This is a genomic window from Actinomycetospora aurantiaca (assembly GCF_037401875.1).
GTDB classification, from domain to species: Bacteria; Actinomycetota; Actinomycetes; order Mycobacteriales; family Pseudonocardiaceae; genus Actinomycetospora; species Actinomycetospora aurantiaca.
On record NZ_JBBEGN010000026.1, the window covers coordinates 32,675 to 50,471 of the forward strand.

Annotated in this window: 14 protein-coding genes; 11 read left to right on the forward strand and 3 right to left on the reverse strand. The window is 74.6% G+C overall.

Features of this window, described 5'->3' with window-relative positions; genetic code table 11:
• Positions 1 to 120 precede the first annotated feature (120 nt).
• Positions 121 to 3,018 (forward strand): excinuclease ABC subunit UvrA, encoded by a 2,898-nt coding sequence (gene uvrA / locus WCD74_RS28220; RefSeq protein ID WP_337698250.1) that lies wholly within the window; start codon positions 121 to 123, stop codon positions 3,016 to 3,018.
• A 9-nt stretch (positions 3,019 to 3,027) separates the two neighbouring features.
• Here uvrA and WCD74_RS28225 read toward each other — a convergent pair whose 3' ends face one another.
• The gene (locus WCD74_RS28225) at positions 3,028 to 3,513 is read right to left on the reverse strand and encodes a hypothetical protein (RefSeq protein WP_337698251.1); all 486 of its coding nucleotides are present in this window, start codon (positions 3,511 to 3,513) and stop codon (positions 3,028 to 3,030) included.
• A gap of 336 nt (positions 3,514 to 3,849) precedes the next feature.
• Here WCD74_RS28225 and infC point away from each other — a divergent pair, with 336 nt between their 5' ends.
• The 6 genes from infC (at position 3,850) to pheT (ending at position 9,712) form a co-directional block, all read left to right on the forward strand.
• Positions 3,850 to 4,431: a translation initiation factor IF-3 gene (gene infC / locus WCD74_RS28230; protein WP_337698272.1), complete on the forward strand. Its 582-nt coding sequence runs from the start codon at positions 3,850 to 3,852 to the stop codon at positions 4,429 to 4,431.
• Positions 4,432 to 4,546: 115 nt separating this feature from the next.
• Positions 4,547 to 4,738: a 50S ribosomal protein L35 gene (gene rpmI / locus WCD74_RS28235; RefSeq protein ID WP_337698252.1), complete on the forward strand. Its 192-nt coding sequence runs from the start codon at positions 4,547 to 4,549 to the stop codon at positions 4,736 to 4,738.
• Positions 4,739 to 4,809: 71 nt separating this feature from the next.
• Entirely contained in the window at positions 4,810 to 5,211 is a 402-nt protein-coding gene (rplT, locus tag WCD74_RS28240) for a 50S ribosomal protein L20 (protein WP_286053310.1), read from the forward strand.
• Positions 5,212 to 5,216: 5 nt separating this feature from the next.
• The gene (locus tag WCD74_RS28245; RefSeq protein ID WP_373696145.1) at positions 5,217 to 6,044 is read left to right on the forward strand and encodes a TrmH family RNA methyltransferase; all 828 of its coding nucleotides are present in this window, start codon (positions 5,217 to 5,219) and stop codon (positions 6,042 to 6,044) included.
• 42 nt (positions 6,045 to 6,086) lie between these two features.
• Complete coding sequence (pheS, locus tag WCD74_RS28250) at positions 6,087 to 7,154, forward strand: phenylalanine--tRNA ligase subunit alpha (protein WP_337698254.1); 1,068 nt, start codon at positions 6,087 to 6,089, stop codon at positions 7,152 to 7,154.
• A 35-nt stretch (positions 7,155 to 7,189) separates the two neighbouring features.
• A complete protein-coding gene (pheT, locus tag WCD74_RS28255; RefSeq protein ID WP_337698255.1) occupies positions 7,190 to 9,712 on the forward strand; it encodes a phenylalanine--tRNA ligase subunit beta in 2,523 nt (840 codons plus the stop codon).
• Positions 9,713 to 9,832: 120 nt separating this feature from the next.
• On the opposite strand, the gene WCD74_RS28260 is transcribed toward pheT, so the two are convergent.
• A complete protein-coding gene (locus WCD74_RS28260; RefSeq protein WP_337698256.1) occupies positions 9,833 to 10,417 on the reverse strand; it encodes a TetR/AcrR family transcriptional regulator in 585 nt (194 codons plus the stop codon).
• 37 nt (positions 10,418 to 10,454) lie between these two features.
• Between WCD74_RS28260 and WCD74_RS28265 the strand changes: the two genes are divergently transcribed.
• Positions 10,455 to 11,258 (forward strand): alpha/beta hydrolase, encoded by an 804-nt coding sequence (locus tag WCD74_RS28265; RefSeq protein ID WP_337698257.1) that lies wholly within the window; start codon positions 10,455 to 10,457, stop codon positions 11,256 to 11,258.
• Here the strand turns inward: WCD74_RS28265 and WCD74_RS28270 are convergent.
• On the reverse strand, positions 11,237 to 12,916 hold the full coding sequence (locus WCD74_RS28270; protein WP_337698258.1) for an alpha-keto acid decarboxylase family protein: 1,680 nt from the start codon (positions 12,914 to 12,916) through the stop codon (positions 11,237 to 11,239). The two genes, WCD74_RS28265 and WCD74_RS28270, sit on opposite strands and share 22 nt — an antisense overlap.
• 28 nt (positions 12,917 to 12,944) lie before the next feature.
• Here WCD74_RS28270 and WCD74_RS28275 point away from each other — a divergent pair, with 28 nt between their 5' ends.
• The 3 genes from WCD74_RS28275 to WCD74_RS28285 all read left to right on the forward strand — a co-directional run bounded on the left by WCD74_RS28275 (position 12,945) and on the right by WCD74_RS28285 (position 17,784).
• The gene (locus WCD74_RS28275; protein WP_337698259.1) at positions 12,945 to 13,994 is read left to right on the forward strand and encodes a winged helix DNA-binding domain-containing protein; all 1,050 of its coding nucleotides are present in this window, start codon (positions 12,945 to 12,947) and stop codon (positions 13,992 to 13,994) included.
• On the forward strand, positions 13,910 to 15,625 hold the full coding sequence (locus WCD74_RS28280; protein ID WP_337698260.1) for a class I adenylate-forming enzyme family protein: 1,716 nt from the start codon (positions 13,910 to 13,912) through the stop codon (positions 15,623 to 15,625). The genes WCD74_RS28275 and WCD74_RS28280 overlap by 85 nt, the downstream gene beginning before the upstream one ends.
• Before the next feature lie 140 nt (positions 15,626 to 15,765).
• Positions 15,766 to 17,784, forward strand: a complete 2,019-nt coding sequence (locus WCD74_RS28285) for an NAD(P)/FAD-dependent oxidoreductase (protein ID WP_337698261.1) — start codon at positions 15,766 to 15,768, stop codon at positions 17,782 to 17,784.
• The last annotated feature ends 13 nt before the right edge of the window (positions 17,785 to 17,797 follow it).

Below are 17,797 nucleotides of genomic sequence, written 5' to 3' on the forward strand. Positions count from 1 at the left end.
CCTACAGTGGAGGGGAACCCCCGCGAGGCGCCGCCGGACGATGCGGCCGGACGATGTTGTCGGTGCCCGGGGGTATGACAGGGCGGCACCGTCCTGTCCGATCGCCTGGGGAGCTGATCCGTGGCTGACCGCCTCGTCGTCAAGGGCGCCCGTGAGCACAACCTCACGGGCGTCGACATCGACCTGCCGCGCGACAGCCTCGTCGTGTTCACCGGCCTGTCCGGGTCGGGCAAGTCGAGCCTGGCGTTCGACACCATCTTCGCGGAGGGCCAGCGGCGCTACGTCGAGTCGCTGTCGGCCTACGCGCGCCAGTTCCTGGGGCAGATGGACAAGCCCGACGTCGACTTCATCGAGGGCCTCTCGCCCGCGGTGTCGATCGACCAGAAGTCGACCAGCCGCAACCCGCGCTCCACGGTCGGCACGATCACCGAGGTCTACGACTACCTCCGTCTGCTCTACGCCCGCGCCGGCACGCCGCACTGCCCCACCTGCGGCGAGATCATCTCGAAGCAGACGCCGCAGCAGATCGTCGACCAGGTGCTGGAGATGGAGTCCGGCCGCCGGTTCCAGGTCCTCGCGCCGGTGATCCGCGGCCGCAAGGGCGAGTACGTCGACCTGTTCGCCCAGCTCCAGGGCCAGGGCTACTCCCGCGTGCTGGTCGACGGCACGGTGTACCCGCTGGCCGAGCCGCCGACGTTGAAGAAGCAGGAGAAGCACGACATCGCGGTGGTCGTCGACCGGCTGTCGGTCAAGGCGAGCGCCAAGCAGCGCCTCACCGACTCGGTGGAGACCGCACTGCGGCTGGCCGAGGGCATCGTCGTGCTGGACTTCGTCGACCTCGACGAGGACGACCCGCACCGGGAGCGCCGCTTCTCCGAGAAGATGGCCTGCCCGAATGGCCACCAGCTCGCGGTGGACGATCTCGAGCCCCGCGCCTTCTCGTTCAACTCGCCCTACGGCGCCTGCCCCGCGTGCAGCGGGCTGGGGACGAAGATGGAGGTCGACCCGGAGCTGCTCGTCCCCGACGACGAGCTCTCCCTGGCCGACGGCGCGATCGCGCCCTGGAACATGGGCCAGACGGCCGACTACTTCCAGCGCCTGCTGACCGCGCTCTCCGAGTCCGTCGGCTTCCGCATGGACACGCCGTGGCGCAAGCTCCCGGCCTCCGTGAAGAAGGCCGTCCTGCACGGGTCGACCGACCAGGTGCACGTGCGCTACCGCAACCGCTACGGCCGTGAGCGCTCGTACTACGCGGCGTTCGAGGGCGTCGTGCCGTTCCTGGAGCGCCGGCTCGACCAGGCCGAGTCCGACAGCGCCCGGGAGCGCTACGAGGGCTACATGCGCGAGGTCCCGTGCCCGACGTGCTCCGGCACACGGCTCAAGCCCGAGATCCTCGCGGTGACGCTGCGGCACGAGAGCCAGGGCGACCGGTCGATCGCCGAGGTCTGCGCGCTCTCCGTCGCCGACTGCGCGGAGTTCCTCCAGGGTCTCGTGCTCGGCACGCGCGAGCAGGTCATCGCCGGCGCGGTGCTCAAGGAGATCCAGGCGCGCCTGGGCTTCCTGCTCGACGTCGGGCTGGACTACCTGTCGCTCTCGCGCGCGGCCGGCACCCTCTCCGGCGGCGAGGCCCAGCGCATCCGGCTCGCCACGCAGATCGGGTCCGGGCTGGTCGGGGTGCTCTACGTCCTCGACGAGCCCTCGATCGGGCTGCACCAGCGCGACAACCGGCGGCTGATCGACACGCTGACCCGGCTGCGCAACCTCGGCAACACGCTCATCGTCGTCGAGCACGACGAGGACACGGTGCGGGCCAGCGACTGGGTCGTCGACATCGGACCGGGCGCGGGGGAGCACGGCGGCCAGGTGGTCCACTCCGGGCCGGTCGAGGAGCTGCTGGGCAACACCGCGTCGATGACGGGGGACTACCTGTCCGGCCGGCGCGCCATCCCGGTGCCCGACATCCGCCGGCCCCGCGACCGGAAGCGCCAGCTGTCGGTGGTCGGCGCCCGCGAGCACAACCTGCACGACGTCGACGTGTCCTTCCCGCTCGGCTGCCTGGTGTCGATCACCGGCGTCTCCGGCTCCGGGAAGTCCACGCTGGTCAACGACATCCTGGCCACCGTCCTGGCGAATAAGCTCAACGGCGCCCGGCAGGTGCCCGGCCGGCACACCCGCGTCACCGGCCTGGAGCACCTCGACAAGCTGGTGCGGGTCGACCAGTCGCCGATCGGGCGCACGCCGCGCTCGAACCCGGCGACCTACACCGGCGTGTGGGACCACATGCGCAAGCTGTTCGCGTCGACGAACGAGGCGAAGGTGCGCGGCTACGGCCCCGGGCGGTTCTCGTTCAACGTCAAGGGCGGGCGCTGCGAGGCGTGTGCCGGCGACGGCACGATCAAGATCGAGATGAACTTCCTGCCCGACGTCTACGTGCCGTGCGAGGTCTGCAAGGGCGCCCGGTACAACCGCGAGACGCTCGAGGTGCACTACAAGGGCAAGACGGTCGCCGAGGTCCTCGACATGCCGATCGAGGAGGCCGCGACGTTCTTCGAGCCGATCACCGCGATCCACCGGCACCTCAAGACCCTCACCGAGGTGGGGCTGGGGTACGTCCGGCTCGGCCAGCCCGCACCGACGCTCTCCGGCGGCGAGGCCCAGCGGGTCAAGCTGGCCGCGGAGCTCCAGAAGCGCTCGATGGGCCGGACGATCTACATCCTCGACGAGCCGACCACCGGCCTGCACTTCGAGGACATCCGCAAGCTCCTGGGCGTGATCAACGGGCTGGTCGACAAGGGCAACACCGTGCTGGTGATCGAGCACAACCTCGACGTCATCAAGGTGTCCGACTGGGTCGTCGACATGGGGCCCGAGGGCGGCAACGGCGGCGGCACCGTCGTCGCCGAGGGCACCCCGGAGCAGGTCGCGGCCGTCCCGGAGAGCTACACCGGCCAGTTCCTGTCCGGGCTCGTCACGCCGGAGAAGGCGCCGGCCAAGCGGACGCGGGCCAAGGCGGGCTGACCCCCGGGGTCACATGCTCGACGACTCCTCCCGGGCCACGAGGTCGCCGACGAGGACGAGCAGCACGAACAGTTCCCCGACGAACGACAGCGGGGGCATGTCGACCACCACGGCGCGGGGCCGGCGCAGCGCGTCGGTCCACCGCCCGGTCGCCGCGATCTCGAGGTCGGCCGCCCCGTACACCCACGGGCCCTCGTAGAGCACCCACCGCTGCGGGGTGCCCGGCGCCCGCCACAACCCGTGCCAGCGCCCGTCGACCCAGAACGTCAGGTCGCGCCATCCCCGGCGCCCGGTCCGCGCCAGCGGGAACCCCCGACCGTCCCCGAGCACGTCGGTCGGCGCGACGAACCCCTCGGTCCAGCGCCGCAGCGGCCCGTCGGGCAGCGCCAGGGTCTCGCTGCGCCGCGCGGGGTGGATCGTCGTCAGCGGCGCCCCGTCGCGGGAGACCTCCCAGACCCGGCGGCGCCCCCGGTCGGCCCTCAGCACACCGCCCATCCCAGCACCCCGGCGACACGCCCGCGTCGGCCCGACACGCACCGGTGGTAAGCTTCTGGTGAGCGACCAGCTCGGTGGGCACAGCCGTGTCCGTCGGGCGGCAAGTGGAGCCCGTCTCCCACCCGGTCCGCCGCCACAGGTGGCCGGGTCCGGTCTTCAGCCGTCCCGCGAGGGGCGGCCGGAACACGACCCGTCGTCGGGAACGACGACAGGTCCGATCGGTACGAGTCCGGGCCCCCGCCACGAGCAGTACGGCGCGGGGCCCGACGTCGTGGGGAACAAGGACCCCTCTCGCCGGGTTGCGGCCGGAAACACTGTCGAACCCGAGGAGAACTCATCAGCGCAGAGACGCGCATCAACGAGCGCATCCGCGTGCCCGAGGTCCGTCTGGTCGGTCCGAACGGCGAGCAGGTGGGGATCGTCCGCATCGAGGACGCCCTGCGGCTGGCCCGGGAGGCCGACCTCGACCTCGTGGAGGTCGCGGCCCAGGCGCGCCCGCCGGTCTGCAAGCTCATGGACTACGGCAAGTTCAAGTACGAGAGCGCGCAGAAGGCCCGCGAGTCGCGTCGCAACCAGCAGCAGACCGTGATCAAGGAGCAGAAGCTCCGGCCGAAGATCGACCCGCACGACTACGAGACGAAGAAGGGTCACGTCACCCGCTTCCTCGGCCAGGGTCACAAGGTCAAGGTCACGATCATGTTCCGCGGTCGCGAGCAGTCCCGGCCCGAGCTGGGCTTCCGGCTGCTCCAGCGGCTCGCCGAGGACGTCGGCGACCTCGCGTTCGTCGAGGCCTCACCGAAGCAGGACGGCCGCAACATGACCATGGTGCTCGCGCCCAACAAGAAGGTCGCGAAGACGCCGAAGCAGCAGCAGGCACAGGCGGACGCCGAGGCGGCCGAACCGACGCCTGCCTCCTGAGGCCGCGCGCGCGGGCCGTACCGTCGAGGTCGGCCCGCACCGCGGTCGCGGGAGCCGCCCCCGCCCGGGTCACGCACGTGCCCCCGGGACGGCAGGACGACCAGGACGAGGACGGATGAAGAACAAGACCCACTCCGGGACCAAGAAGCGCATCAAGGTGTCGGGCACCGGCAAGCTGCTGCGTGAGAAGGCCGGCAAGCGCCACCTGCTGGAGAAGAAGTCCAGCGAGAAGACCCGTCGTCTCTCGGGCCAGACGACGATCGCGGCGCAGGACGACCGCCGCATCCGCAAGATGCTCGGCATCTGAGCCGGCCCGAGACCACCCGGTCGCCGTGACGCCCCGGTGACCGTCCCCGACACGATTGAAGGCAGGACGACGTGGCACGCGTCAAGCGCGCAGTCAATGCTCAGAAGAAGCGCCGTACGGTCCTCGAGGCCGCCAGCGGGTACCGCGGGCAGCGCTCCCGGCTCTACCGCAAGGCCAAGGAGCAGCAGCTCCACTCGCTGACCTACGCCTTCCGCGACCGCAAGCAGCGCAAGGGCGACTTCCGCCAGCTGTGGATCACCCGCATCAACGCGGCGGCCCGGGCCAACGACATGACCTACAACCGGTTCATGCAGGGCCTCAAGCTGGCCGGCGTCGAGGCCGACCGCAAGGTCCTGGCCGAGATCGCCGTCTCGGACCCGGCGACCTTCACGGCGCTGGTCGAGACGGCCAAGGCCGCCGTGGCGGACGTGCCCAAGGGCGCGGAGAAGAACGACGACGGAGCAGCCGCCTGAGCGAGCTGCTCACCGAACGCACCCCGCGCGTCGCCGCAGCCCGCAAGCTGCTGCGGCGCGCGGCGCGTGAGGACACCGGCCGGTTCCTCCTCGAGGGGGTCCGCCCGGCGCACGACGCGGTGGCCCGGGCCGAGACCGACCCCGGTGCCGTCACCGACCTCTTCGTGACCGAGAGCGTCGCCGACCGTGAGCGGGACCTGCTCATCCGGGCCCGCGAAGCCGGCGTCCGCACGGCCCTCGTCACCGAGAAGGCGATCTCCGGGTTGACCGACACGGTCCACCCGCAGGGCCTGGTCCTGGTCTGCCGTCGTCCGGCGGCCGAGCTCCCGGCCGCTCCGCGCCTGGTCGCGGTCCTGCTCGACGTCGCCGACCCCGGGAACGCCGGCACGGTCATCCGCACCGCGGACGCCGCCGGCGCCGACGCGGTCGTCCTCGCCGGCGACTCGGTCGACCCGTACAACCCGAAGTGCGTCCGGGCCAGCATGGGCAGCCTGTTCCACCTCCCGGTCCTCCAGGAACGGCGTCCCGACGACGCCCTCGGCCGGTTGCGCGCCGCCGGGCTCGGCCTCGTCGTGGCCGACGGCGGCGGCGAGCTCGCGCTCGGTCCCGACACCGACGAGGTCCTGGCCGCGCCCACCGCCTGGATCCTCGGCAGCGAGGCGCACGGGGTGCCCGACGCCGTGGCCGCGCAGGCCGACCACCGGGTCCGTGTGCCCATCCGCGGCCGGGCCGAGAGCCTGAACCTCGCGACGGCCGCGGCGGTGTGCCTCTACGCCTCGGTGCGGGCGCAGGAGACACAGCAGGCTGCGAACCCGGTCGCGGAGCCTCGATAGACTCGCCGACGCCATCCACCGCGAGCAGGAGCAGCCGACCCGATGTCCGGGACCAACGACTCGTTCGACCCCAAGCAGGTCTCCGCGCTGACCCCCGAGGCCCTCTCGGCGGCGCGTGACGAGGCGACGAGCGCGTTCGCCGGGGCGACCACCCTCGAGGCGCTGACCGCCCTCAAGCCGGCCCACCTGGGCGACCGGTCGCCGGTGCTGCTGGCCCGCCGCGAGATCGGCGCGCTGCCGCCGCAGGCCAAGGCCGACGCCGGGAAACGGGTCAACGAGGCCCGGCTCGCGGTCCAGGGCGCCTACGACGAGCGGCACGCGGTGCTGTCGGTCGAGCGCGACGAGCGGGTCCTCGCCGAGGAGGCGGTGGACGTCACGCTGCCGACCACCCGCCACCCGCGCGGCAGCCGGCACCCCCTGACCCAGACCTCGGAGCGGATCGCGGACGTGTTCGTCGCGATGGGCTGGGAGGTCGCCGAGGGCCCCGAGGTCGAGTCCGAGTGGTTCAACTTCGACGCGCTGAACTTCCTGCCCGACCACCCGGCCCGCACGATGCAGGACACGTTCCACGTCGAGCCGGCCGCCGCGAAGCAGGTGCTGCGCACGCACACCTCGCCGGTGCAGATCCGCACGCTGCTCGAGCGCGACCTGCCGGTCTACGTCGTGTGCCCCGGCCGCACGTTCCGCACCGACGAGCTCGACGCGACCCACACCCCGGTGTTCCACCAGATCGAGGGGCTCGCCGTCGACAAGGGCCTGACGATGGCCCACCTCAAGGGGACGCTGGACGCGTTCGCGCGCGCCATGTTCGGGCCCGACTCGCGCATCCGGATGCGGCCGTCGTACTTCCCGTTCACCGAGCCCTCGGCCGAGCCCGACGTCTGGTTCCCGCAGAAGAAGGGCGGGGCCGGCTGGGTTGAGTGGGGCGGCTGCGGGATGGTCGACCCGAACGTCCTGGAGGCCTGCGGGGTCGACCCCGAGGTCTACTCCGGGTTCGCGTTCGGCATGGGCCTGGAGCGCACCCTGATGTTCCGCAACGGGCTGCCCGACATGCGCGACATGGTGGAGGGCGACGTCCGCTTCACCAGTGCGTTCGCCGTCGAGCCCTGATCCTGCCCGTCGTCTCGAAGAAGGACTGAGAACTCGTGCGCGTCCCCGTCTCCTGGCTCACCGAGCACAGCGACCTCGGAGCTCTGGCCGAGCAGCCCTCCGCCGACGAGCTCGCCGAGGCCCTGATCCGCGTCGGGTTCGAGGTCGAGGACGTCGAGCACCTCGAGGCGGTCACCGGGCCGCTGGTGATCGGGCGGGTCCTGGAGATCGAGGAGCTCACCGAGTTCAAGAAGCCGATCCGGTTCTGTCGCGTTGACGTCGGCACGCGCGGCAGCGACCCGGAGCAGCCGCAGGGCATCGTCTGCGGGGCGACCAACTTCGCGGTCGACGACCTCGTCGTCGCGGCCCTGCCCGGGACGACGCTGCCCGGCGGCTTCGCGATCGCGGCCCGGAAGACCTACGGCCGGGTCTCCGACGGCATGCTCTGCGCGCTCGACGAGCTCGGCCTCGGGACCGACCACAGCGGCATCCTGGTGCTGCCCGACGGCACCGCCGACCCCGGCGCCGACGCCGCCCCGCTGCTCGGCCTCGCCGAGGGCGCCCCGGACGCGGTGCTCGACGTCGCGGTCAACCCCGACCGCGGGTACGCGCTGTCGATCCGCGGCCTGGGGCGGGAGCTGGCCTGCGCGTACGACGCCCCGTTCGGCGACCCCGCCGCCATCGACCAGGGCAACCCGGCCGCCGACGGCGAGGCGTGGCCGGTGACCGTCGACCCGTCGTCGGGATGTCGCCGCTTCGTCGCCCGCCGGGTCGGCGACGTCGACCCCACCGCGCCCACGCCGTGGTGGATGACGCGCCGGCTCCTGCTCGCCGGCATCCGGCCGATCTCGCTCGCGGTCGACGTCACGAACTACGTGATGCTCGAGCTGGGGCAGCCGATGCACGCCTACGACGCCGCCCGGGTGACCGGCGACGTCGTGGTCCGCCGCGCCCGCGCCGACGAGAAGATCACGACGCTGGACGACGTCAGCCGCGCCCTCGACCCCGACGACGTCGCGGTGTGCGACGACTCCGGCCCGATCGGGCTCGCGGGCGTCATGGGTGGGGCGTCGACGGAGGTCACCGCGACCACGTCCGACGTCCTCCTCGAGGCCGCCACCTGGGACCCGGCGTCGGTCGCCCGCACCGCCCGCCGGCACAAGCTGCCGAGCGAGGCGGCCCGCCGGTTCGAGCGCGCGGTCGACCCGGCCGTCGCGCGGGCGGCGACCGACCGCGCGGCCGCCCTGCTCGCGCACTACGGCACCGCCACCGTCGCGCCCGGCGTCAGCGACGTCGGCCCGTTCGCCGCGGGCACCGAGGACCCGACCCCGGCGATCGCGATGGCCCTCGACCTGCCGGACCGCGTCGCGGGCGTGACCTACCCGCGCGGCGCGAGCGTGCGCCGCCTGGTGCAGGTCGGCTGCGAGGTCGACGTGCCGGACGCCGGCGGGGTCCTGGTCACCCCGCCGACCTGGCGTCCCGACCTCACCCGCCCGGCCGACCTCGTCGAGGAGGTCCTGCGCCTCGAGGGGTACGACGCCATCCCGTCGGTGCTGCCGGTGTTCGCCGGGGGCACGGGCCTGACCATGGGGCAGCGCCGCCGCCGGCAGGTCTCGCGGGCGCTCGCGGACGCGGGCTACCAGGAGGTCCTGCCCTCGCCGTTCACCGCGCCCGCCGTGTTCGACGCCTTCGGCCTGGACGACGACGATGCCCGGCGGTCCGCGGTCCGCCTCGCCAATCCGCTCGACGCCGACCGCTCCCTGCTCGCGACGACGCTGCTGCCGGGGCTGCTCGACGCGGTGGTCCGGAACGTGTCGCGCGGGTTGCGCGACCTCGCGCTGTTCCACGTCGGCCAGGTGGCCCGACCCTCGGGGACCCCGGCGGCCGCCCCCGTCGTCGGCACCGACCGGCGGCCGACGGACGCGGAGATCGCCTCCCTCCTCGATGCACTGCCCGCGCAGCCGCTCCGGGTGGGCGCGGTGCTCACCGGGGCGTGGGAGCCGAAGGGCTGGTGGGGCGACGGCCGCCCCGCGACCTGGACCGACGCCGTCGAGGCCGCCCGCACGGTCGCGGCGGTGTACGGGGCGACCCCGGAGGTGTCGAACGACCGGCACGCCCCGTGGCACCCCGGCCGGTGCGCGGCCCTGCACGTCGACGGCGTGCTCGTCGGGCACGCGGGCGAGTTGCACCCGAAGGTGCTCGAGACCCTCGGCCTCCCGCCCCGCACCTGCGCCATGGAGCTGGAGCTCGACCGGCTGCCCGTGCAGGAGGTGCTGGCCCGCCCGGAGGTCTCGGCGTTCCCGCCGGTGCTGCTGGACGTGGCGCTGGTCGCGGCGACCGACGTCCCCGTGGCCGCGCTCGAGGCGGCCCTGATCGAGGGCGGCGGCGAGCTGCTCGAGGACGTGCGGCTCTTCGACGTCTACTCGGGGGCCCAGGTGGGGGAGGGCCGCCGGTCGCTGGCGTTCGCCCTGCGTCTGCGAGCGCCCGACCGCACGCTCACCCTGGAGGAGGCCTCGGCGGCCCGCGACGCGGCGATCGCGCTGGCCGGCGAGCGCCACGGGGCGACCCTGCGCGCCTGACCGGGCCCGCGACCGGACTCGAGCGAAGGGCCCCTCCCGTCGAATAGACGGGCCATGGGCGCCCTTCGCCCGTGCGTCGGCGCGCCGGCCGGACCCGAGCGAAGGGTCCCCTCGCTCGACCTAGTCGACCGATGGGGCCCTTCGCTCAAGACCCGGCGGTGACCCCAGCGCGCCGTCGACCAGCCACGCCAGGCCGGCCGCGTAGGTGCCGCGCAGGACGTCGGCCGGCAGCGGTGCACCGTCCGGGGCCACCCCGAGGGCCGCGTTGCCGATCGCGTGCACCACGAGCACCCGGATGGCCGTGGCCTGAGCCCCCGCGTCGTCGATCCCGGCGCGCGCCAGCAGTGCCCGCATGGACTCGCCGAGCCGCACGGCGTTCGGCCCGCGGGAGCCCTGCCGTGCCACGAAGTGCGGCACGAGACCGGGGTGAGCCAGCAGCAGCTCGTGGGTCGCGGTCATCAGCTCGACGAGCCCGCCCCGCGGGTCGGCGCCGTCCACGAGCGGCAGGGCGCCCAGCAGGTCGTCCAGCACCGCGTCGAGCAGTCCGTCCCGACCGTCCACGTGGCTGTAGAGCGCGTTGGGAGCCACCCCCAGACGACCGGCCACCGCGCGCATGGACAACGATGCGCCCTCGTCGAGGACGTCGCGCGCGGCCCGCACGACGGCCTCCCGGCTCAGCCCGGCCCGCTGTCCCGGAGTTCTCACGGTTGTGAACTGTACACCGTCCAGCTACTATTGGACTATGTACAGCACCTCCGCCGCCGGCGTTCCCCACGTGCTCGTCCCGCCGTCGTCGGGGCGCCCGGACGCCCCGCTGGTCATCGCGTGGCACCTCATGGACGCCCCGCGGACCGAGCAGGCGTTCGCCGCGGCGCTGCCGCTCGACGGCCTCGACGCGTGGAAGCTCTACCCGGGCCTGCCGCTGTCCGGCGCGCGCTTCCCGGGGGAGGACGCCTTCATGGGCGCGATGTTCGCCGAGCCGGTGCTCAACGGGCACGGGGCGATCAACGCCGGCGCCCTGGCCGAGCTCCCCGGCCTGCTCGACGAGGTGCGCACGGAGCACGGCATCGCCGACGGTCCGGTCGCCGTCGTCGGGGGCTCCGCCGGTGCGGGGATCGGCGGGGGAGCCGTCGTCGAGAAGCTGGTCGACGCCCGGGCCGCCGTCCTGATCAGCCCGCTGGTCCAGCTGCGTCCGGTCGTCGACCTCCTCGCCCGCCAGTTCGGGATGGACTACCGCTGGACGCCGGAGTCCGAGGCCGTGGCCGACCGGATGGACCTGGTGTGGCGGGCGCACGAGTTCGGCGCCACGCCGGTGCGGTGCATCGTCGGCGGGGACGACGACCTCGACGCGTTCCTCTACCCGTCGGGCCGACTGCGCGACATGCTGCGCGAGCAGGGGAACCGGGCCGACCTGCGCGTCGTCAACGACATGGGCCACGCGCTCGCGGAGGAGCCGGGCGTCGACCCCGCTCCGCAGACCGCCGCGGCCCGGGAGGTCGACGCCCTCACCGTCGAGTTCCTCGCTCAGTGCCTCGAGTTGGCCTGACCCAGGGCCTTGGTCAGGTCGGCCAGCAACTGCGGGACGTCGTCCCGGGGCACCACGGCCTGGACGATCGCCATCCGTGACGTGTCCTCCCGGGCCGCCCGCAGCGCCGCGCGCAGCTCGCCGACGGTCTCCGCGCGGCACGCCGTCGCGCCGCCCGCCGGGGCGAACATCGCGGGGGCGGCGGTCCAGTCCCAGCGGGCGATGTCGTTGTAGTGCTCCTCCGGGCCGTGGATGGCCCGCTCGACGGTGTAGCCGTCGTTGTCCACGACGACGACCACCGGCGCCAGTCCCTGCCGCACGATCGTCCCCAGCTCGGCGACCGTGAGCTGTGCGGCGCCGTCGCCGATCAGCAGGACGCCGCGCGAGTCGGGCTGGGCCAGCGCGACGCCGAGCGTCGCGGGCAACGTGTAGCCGATCGAGGCCCACAGCGGCTGCCCGATGAAGTCCACCCCGGCGGGCAGCCGGTGGGTCGACGCGCCGTAGAACGACGTGCCCTGGTCGGCCAGGACGACGTCGCCCTCGCGCAGGAACCCGGCGACCTCGCTCCAGAGCGCGTCCTGCGACAGCGGCTCGTCGTCCGCGGGCGCCGGCAGCGTGACCTCCGGGGCCGGGACGCGCGGGGTGCCGGGGGAGCGCCCCGCGAGCTCGGCCACCAGCGGCACGAGGGCGGCCAGGGCGGTGGGGAGCTCCACCGGCGAGAAGGTCGCGGCCCCGACGCTCGCCGTGCGGGCGGCCAGCTCGATCGTCCGCGACCGCGTGATGCGCTGCGTGAAGAACCCGCTGGTCAGGTCGGTGAAGTAGACGCCGGACACGATGAGGGCCCCGGCGTCCTCCACGGTCGCGCGCACCTCCTCCGGGCTCGCGGCGCCCGCGTAGGTCCCGACGAAGTGGTCCACGCTCTCGTCGACGAGGCTCTTGGCCCACACGTCGGTCGCGTGCCGCAGCGGCCCGGCGTCGATCAGCCGTGCCAGGACCTCGCGGCCGCCCACCCGGTGGGTGAGCAGGCCCGCGAGCAGGGCGACGTGGTCGATCGACCCCGCCCGTGCGAGCAGCGTCCGGGCCGCGTCGACGAACCCCTCCAGCGCCTCCGGGTCGGTGTAGTCCACCGGGGCCGGGAGCGGTCCCGACGGCGGGTCGACGGGAGCGGCGGACACGTCGGTGGGGACCAGGAGGTAGCCGGGGAGGTGCTGGTCACGCACGGCGGCCACCACCCGGTCGATCTCCGTGCGGGCGTTCGGCACCGTCAGCGCCGCCCGCGCGCAGGTGATGCCCTCGTGCATCGTCATGAAGTGCGTGAAGTCCCCGTCACCCAGGGAGTGGTGGACCATCCGGTGCGCCGACTGGTGGTCGGTGGACGGCGCCCCGACCACGTGCACCACGGGGACGTGCTCGGCGAAGCTGCCCGCCACCGCGTTGATCGCGGACAGCTCGCCGACGCCGAACGCGGTCGCGAGGGCCGCCATCCCGCGCAGCCGGCCGTACCCGTCGGCGGCGTAGCCCGCGTCGAGCTCGTTGGCGCACCCGACCCACCGCAGCCGCTCGTGGCCGACGACGTGGTCGAGCATCGCGAGGTTGTAGTCCCCGGGGACGCCGAACACGTGCTCGACGCCGACCTCGGCGAGGCGGTCGGCGAGGTAGTCGGCGACGCAGTAGGTCATGGACGGGGATGCTGCCAGGATCCGGGTCGTGGAGAACACGGTCGGTCCGGCGCGGCTCGTCGCGATGCGCCTGGTGGGCGAGCGCGCGGCGACCCCCCACGACGCCGCGGCCTGGCTCGGCTGCGCCCAGGGCCAGGACCTGCCGGGCGTGCTGTCCTCGATCGCGCTGCGCACGAGCTCGGGGAGCGAGGACGAGGTCCGGGCCGCGTTCGACGACGGGAGGATCGTCCGCTCGTGGCCGATGCGCGGAACCCTGCACGTCGTCGCGGCCGAGGACCTGGCCTGGATGCTCCCGCTCGGCACGCCGCGCCCGCTCGCCGCGGCGGCGAAGCGCCGGGCGGGGCTCGGGCTGTCCGAGGCCACGCTCGAGCGGGCGGGGGAGGTCGCGGCCGAGGTCCTGCGCGGCGGCGGGCGCCGGACGCGTGCCGGGATGAGCGAGGCCTGGGCCGCGGCCGGTCTCGACCTGACCTCCTCCCGCGCCTACCACGCGCTGAGCGTGCTGTGCCAGCGCGGGCTGCTGGTCCAGGGGCCGTTCGTGTCCCCGAAGGAGACGGAGCGCAGCGGAGCTCGACCATCGAGACAGGAGCAGGCGTTCGTCCTGCTCGCCGAGTGGGTGCCGCAGCCGCGGCGGCTCGATCGCGACGAGGCCCTGGCCGAGTGGGCGCGCCGGTACTTCCGCTCCCACGGGCCCGCCCACCGCAAGGACTTCGCCCGCTGGTCCGGGCTCCCCGCCGCCGACGTGACGACGGCGATCGAGGGCGCCCGCGCCGACCTCGCCGAGACCGACGGCCTCCTGCACGACCCGGAGCTGCCGGACCGCCTCGCCGCAGCCGGCGTCCCCGAGGAACTCCTGCTGCCGGGCTTCGACGAGTTCGTCCTGGGCTACGCCGACCGCTCGCACGTCCTCGACCCTGCCCATCTCGAGCGGATCGTCCCCGGCAACAACGGCATCTTCCGGCCCACCGTGGTCCGGGGCGGCCGGGTGGTGGGGACGTGGAGCTGGCAGGGCACCGGCCGCAACCGCCGGGTGGAACGGGAGCTCTTCGGCGCCCCGGAGGGGCAGACTGCGGGATCCTGACGACGCTGCGCTCCCCGATCACGATCGACCTCCCCGTCGTCCCGGTCGGGGCCCTGCTCGACGCGGCCGCCCGCCGCTACGGCGACCGGCCCGCCCTGGTCCACCACGAGGAGACCCTGACCTTCCGCGGCCTGTGGGCGGAGGCGTGCGCGGTCGCCCACGCCCTCGTCGCGCGCGGGGTCCGGCCGGGCGACGCCGTCGGGCTGCACCTGCCCAACCAGCTGGCCTGGCCGGTCGCCTACCACGGGATCCTGCTGGCCGGGGCCACCGTCGCGCTCGCGAGCCCCGCCCTCCCCGCCGAGCTGCTCCGGTCCCAGCTCGACGACGCCGGCGTCGTCGCCGTGATCAGCCGCGACCCGACCCTGCCCGACGTCATCGCCACCGACGGGCGCACGCTGGACCTGCCCACGGATCCGGCCGACGCGCCGCCCGAGATCGACCTCGACCCGACCGTCGCCCTCGCGCACCTGGCCTACACCGGCGGCACGACGGGGCGGTCGAAGGGCGTCGAGCTCACGCACGCGAACGTCGTCGCGAACGTCCTCCAGTACATCGCCTCCGGCTCCGGCGCCGTGCCCGCCCCGGACGTGCACGGCGGGATCACCGTGGAGCAGACCTCCCCGCCCGAGGAGCACCCGGTCCGGCTCGGCGAGGCGGTCTCGCTCGCGGTCGCCCCGTGGTTCCACGCGATGGGCACCAACGGGCTGACGATCGGGCTGGTCACCGGCGCGACGGCCGTCGTGCAGGACCGCTTCGACCCGGCCGCCTACCTCGCGGACGTCGAGCGGCACCGCGCCACGACGCTGTCCGGGGCCCCCGCGATGTACCACGCGCTGCTCGCCCACCCCGACGCACGCACGCGCGACCTGAGCAGCGTGCGGTCGGTGACCTCGGGCGCGAGCCCGATGGCGGTCGCGCAGGCCGAACGGATCGCCGCCCTGATGCCGAACGCGATCGTGCTCGAGGGCTACGGGCTCACGGAGGCCACGATGGCGCTGTGCACCTCGCCGTCGGAGCGCTCGGCGCACCGCCGGATCGGCACGGTGGGCGCCCCGATCGCGAACACCGAGCTCGCGCTGCTCGAGGTCGGGACCGGGCGCCCCGGCGACGAGCCGGTCGGGGTGGGGGAGCGCGGCGAGATCTGGGCCCGGGGGCCACAGGTGATGCGGAGCTACCACGAGCGGCCCGACGAGACCGCGGAGGCGCTCGTCGACGGCTGGCTGCGCACCGGCGACATCGGGGTCGTCGGGGAGGACGGCCTGGTCTCCGTGGTCGACCGCGCGAAGGACATGCTGCTGTTCAAGGGCTACAACGTGTACCCGCGGGAGCTCGAGGAGCGCCTCGTCGCCCGGCCCGAGGTCGCGACGGCGGCCGTGGTGGGGCTGCCGGACGACGCCGTCGGGGAGTTCCCGACGGCGGCCGTGGTGCTGTCGGCGGGGTCCGGGCCCGACGCGGTGGCCGGGCTCCTCGCGGCCGTCAACGCCGAGGTCCGGCCCTACGAGCGGCTCCGGCGGGTGTTCGTCGTGGACGCGCTGCCGATGTCGGCCGCGGGCAAGGTCCTCAAGCGGGATCTCCGCGAGGTGCTGCTCTCCTCGGCGGACGGCCCGACGTGGCTGGCGGGCGATTCCTGAGAGGTGGTCGGCGCGCGCGCGGCAAACCGTTGCTCCGCACGGAGCAGGGAGGTGCCCTTGGGCGCGGGGTCGGCGGCGCCGGGCGGCGTCCACCGGCGCCGTTCTCAGATCCGCGCCCCGCGCACGACCGTGTGCCTAGCGTGAGCGCCCGGTCCCACCGGCTCCCCCCGGGCCCCGCCCGGTCGGTGGTGCGCCGCCCCGCGTTCCTGCCCCCGACAGGAGAGCCCGCCGTGATGTCGCAGTACCCGCACGCCTCCGACGTGCCGCCCCAGTGGTCCCCGACCGGCCGCCGCCCGCGCGCGGCGGCCCGCCTGCTGACCGTCCTCGGTGTCCTCGCCGGCCCCGGCGTGATCGCGGGCCTCGCGGCCGCGGGCCTCGTCGGGCCGTGGCTCGCGCTCGGGCTGGGCGTCGTCGCCCTCGCCGGCGGGATCGCCCTGGCCGGCGGCACCGTGTTCCGCGGTCCCGGCGCGCTGCGCGGCCCCGCGGAGTGGGGCGCCCCGGCGACCGGGGACTTCGTCCCGGGCGCCCGTGTGCTGGTCGTCGGCGGCGGCTACGTCGGCCTGGTCGCCGCGCGGGCCCTGCAGGCCCGCCTCGGGCAGTCCGGCGACGGGCGCCACCGCGGGCGCCGCAGCGGGGCGCGCGACCGGGCGTCCACGCCGGTCGGGTCGATCACGGTCGTCGACCCGCAGCCGCACATGACCTACCAGCCCTTCCTGCCCGAGGCGGCGGGCGGCTCGATCGCCCCGCGGCACCTGACGGTGTCGCTGCGGCGGGTCCTGGACCGCTGCGACGTGGTGACCGGGTCCGTGGTCGCGGTGGACGACGCCCGCCGTCGCGCGGTCGTCGCGCTCGCCGACGGGTCCGCCACCGAGATCCCCTACGACGTCCTCGTGGTCGCCCCGGGCGCGGTGGCCCGCGAGCTCCCGGTGCCGGGCCTGTCGGAATGCGCGCTGACGTTCCGCACCGTCGGCGACGCGACCGCGCTGCGCGACCACGTGCTCTCCCGCCTCGACGCCGCCGCCTCCGTCGTGCCGGGCTCGCCCGACGAGGCCGCGCGCCGCGCCCGGCTGCTGACCTTCGTCGTCATCGGCGGCGGGTTCGCGGGGGTGGAGGCGCTCGGCGAGATCGAGGACCTCGCCCGGCGGGCCGGCAAGCAGGTCGGGGTGGACCCGGCCGAGATGCGCTGGGTCCTGGTCGAGGCCTCGAAGCGGATCATGCCGGAGGTCACCGAGGCGACCGCCGCCCGCGTGCACGGCAAGCTCGCCCGGCGCGGGGTCGAGGTCCGGGTCGGCGCCGGGCTGGTCTCCGCCGAGGGCGGCGTCGTCAGGCTCGCGGACGGCACCCTCGTGCCCACCGACACCGTCGTGGTGGCCGCCGGCACGCGCCCCAACCCCCTGCTCGAGCGGACCGACCTGCCGTTGGAGCGCACCGGCAAGGTCCGGTGCACCGCGATGCTGCAGGTGATCGGCCGGACGCACGTCTTCGCGGCCGGCGACGGCGCGGCCGTACCCGACCTCGCCCGCGGCGCCCTGCTCGCGGACGAGAACCCGCAGGTGCTCACGGCGCCGACCGCGCAGCACGCGGTGCGCCAGGCGCGCGTCCTGGCCGGCAACGTCGTCGCGTACCTGGGCGGCCGCCCGCTGCAGCCCTACCACCACGCCTCGGCCGGCGTCGTCGCCGGCCTGGGCCGGCGCCGCGGGGTCGCCGAGATCCGCGGCGTGCGCATCATGGGCTGGCCGGCCTACGCGCTGCACCGCGCCTACCACCTCTGGGCCATGCCCACGGCCGAGCGCAAGGCGCGGATCGTCCTCGACTGGTTCGCCGCCGCGGTGCTCGGCCGCGATCCCGTGGCGACGGGGGCCGTGGTCCCCTCCCCGCGGCGCGGCGACGGGGACCCGGAGGTCGCCGCGAGCGCGCCCGCCGAGCAGCACGAGCGGCACGAGCAGACCGAGCAGCCGGTGGCCCCCGCCCCGCGGACGGTGGTCGACCCGGCGGTCATCGACGGCCCGACGCTGCGCGAACCGCACCCGTCGTTCCCGTCGCTGACCTTCACCCGCCCCGGCCGGGTCGGGGTGCCGAGCGGGCGGCGGACCGGGCCGGCCACCGGCGACCAGCCCGCGCTGTCGCAGCTGAGCACCGGGCGGCACGACTTCCGCTGATCCGTTGCATGGT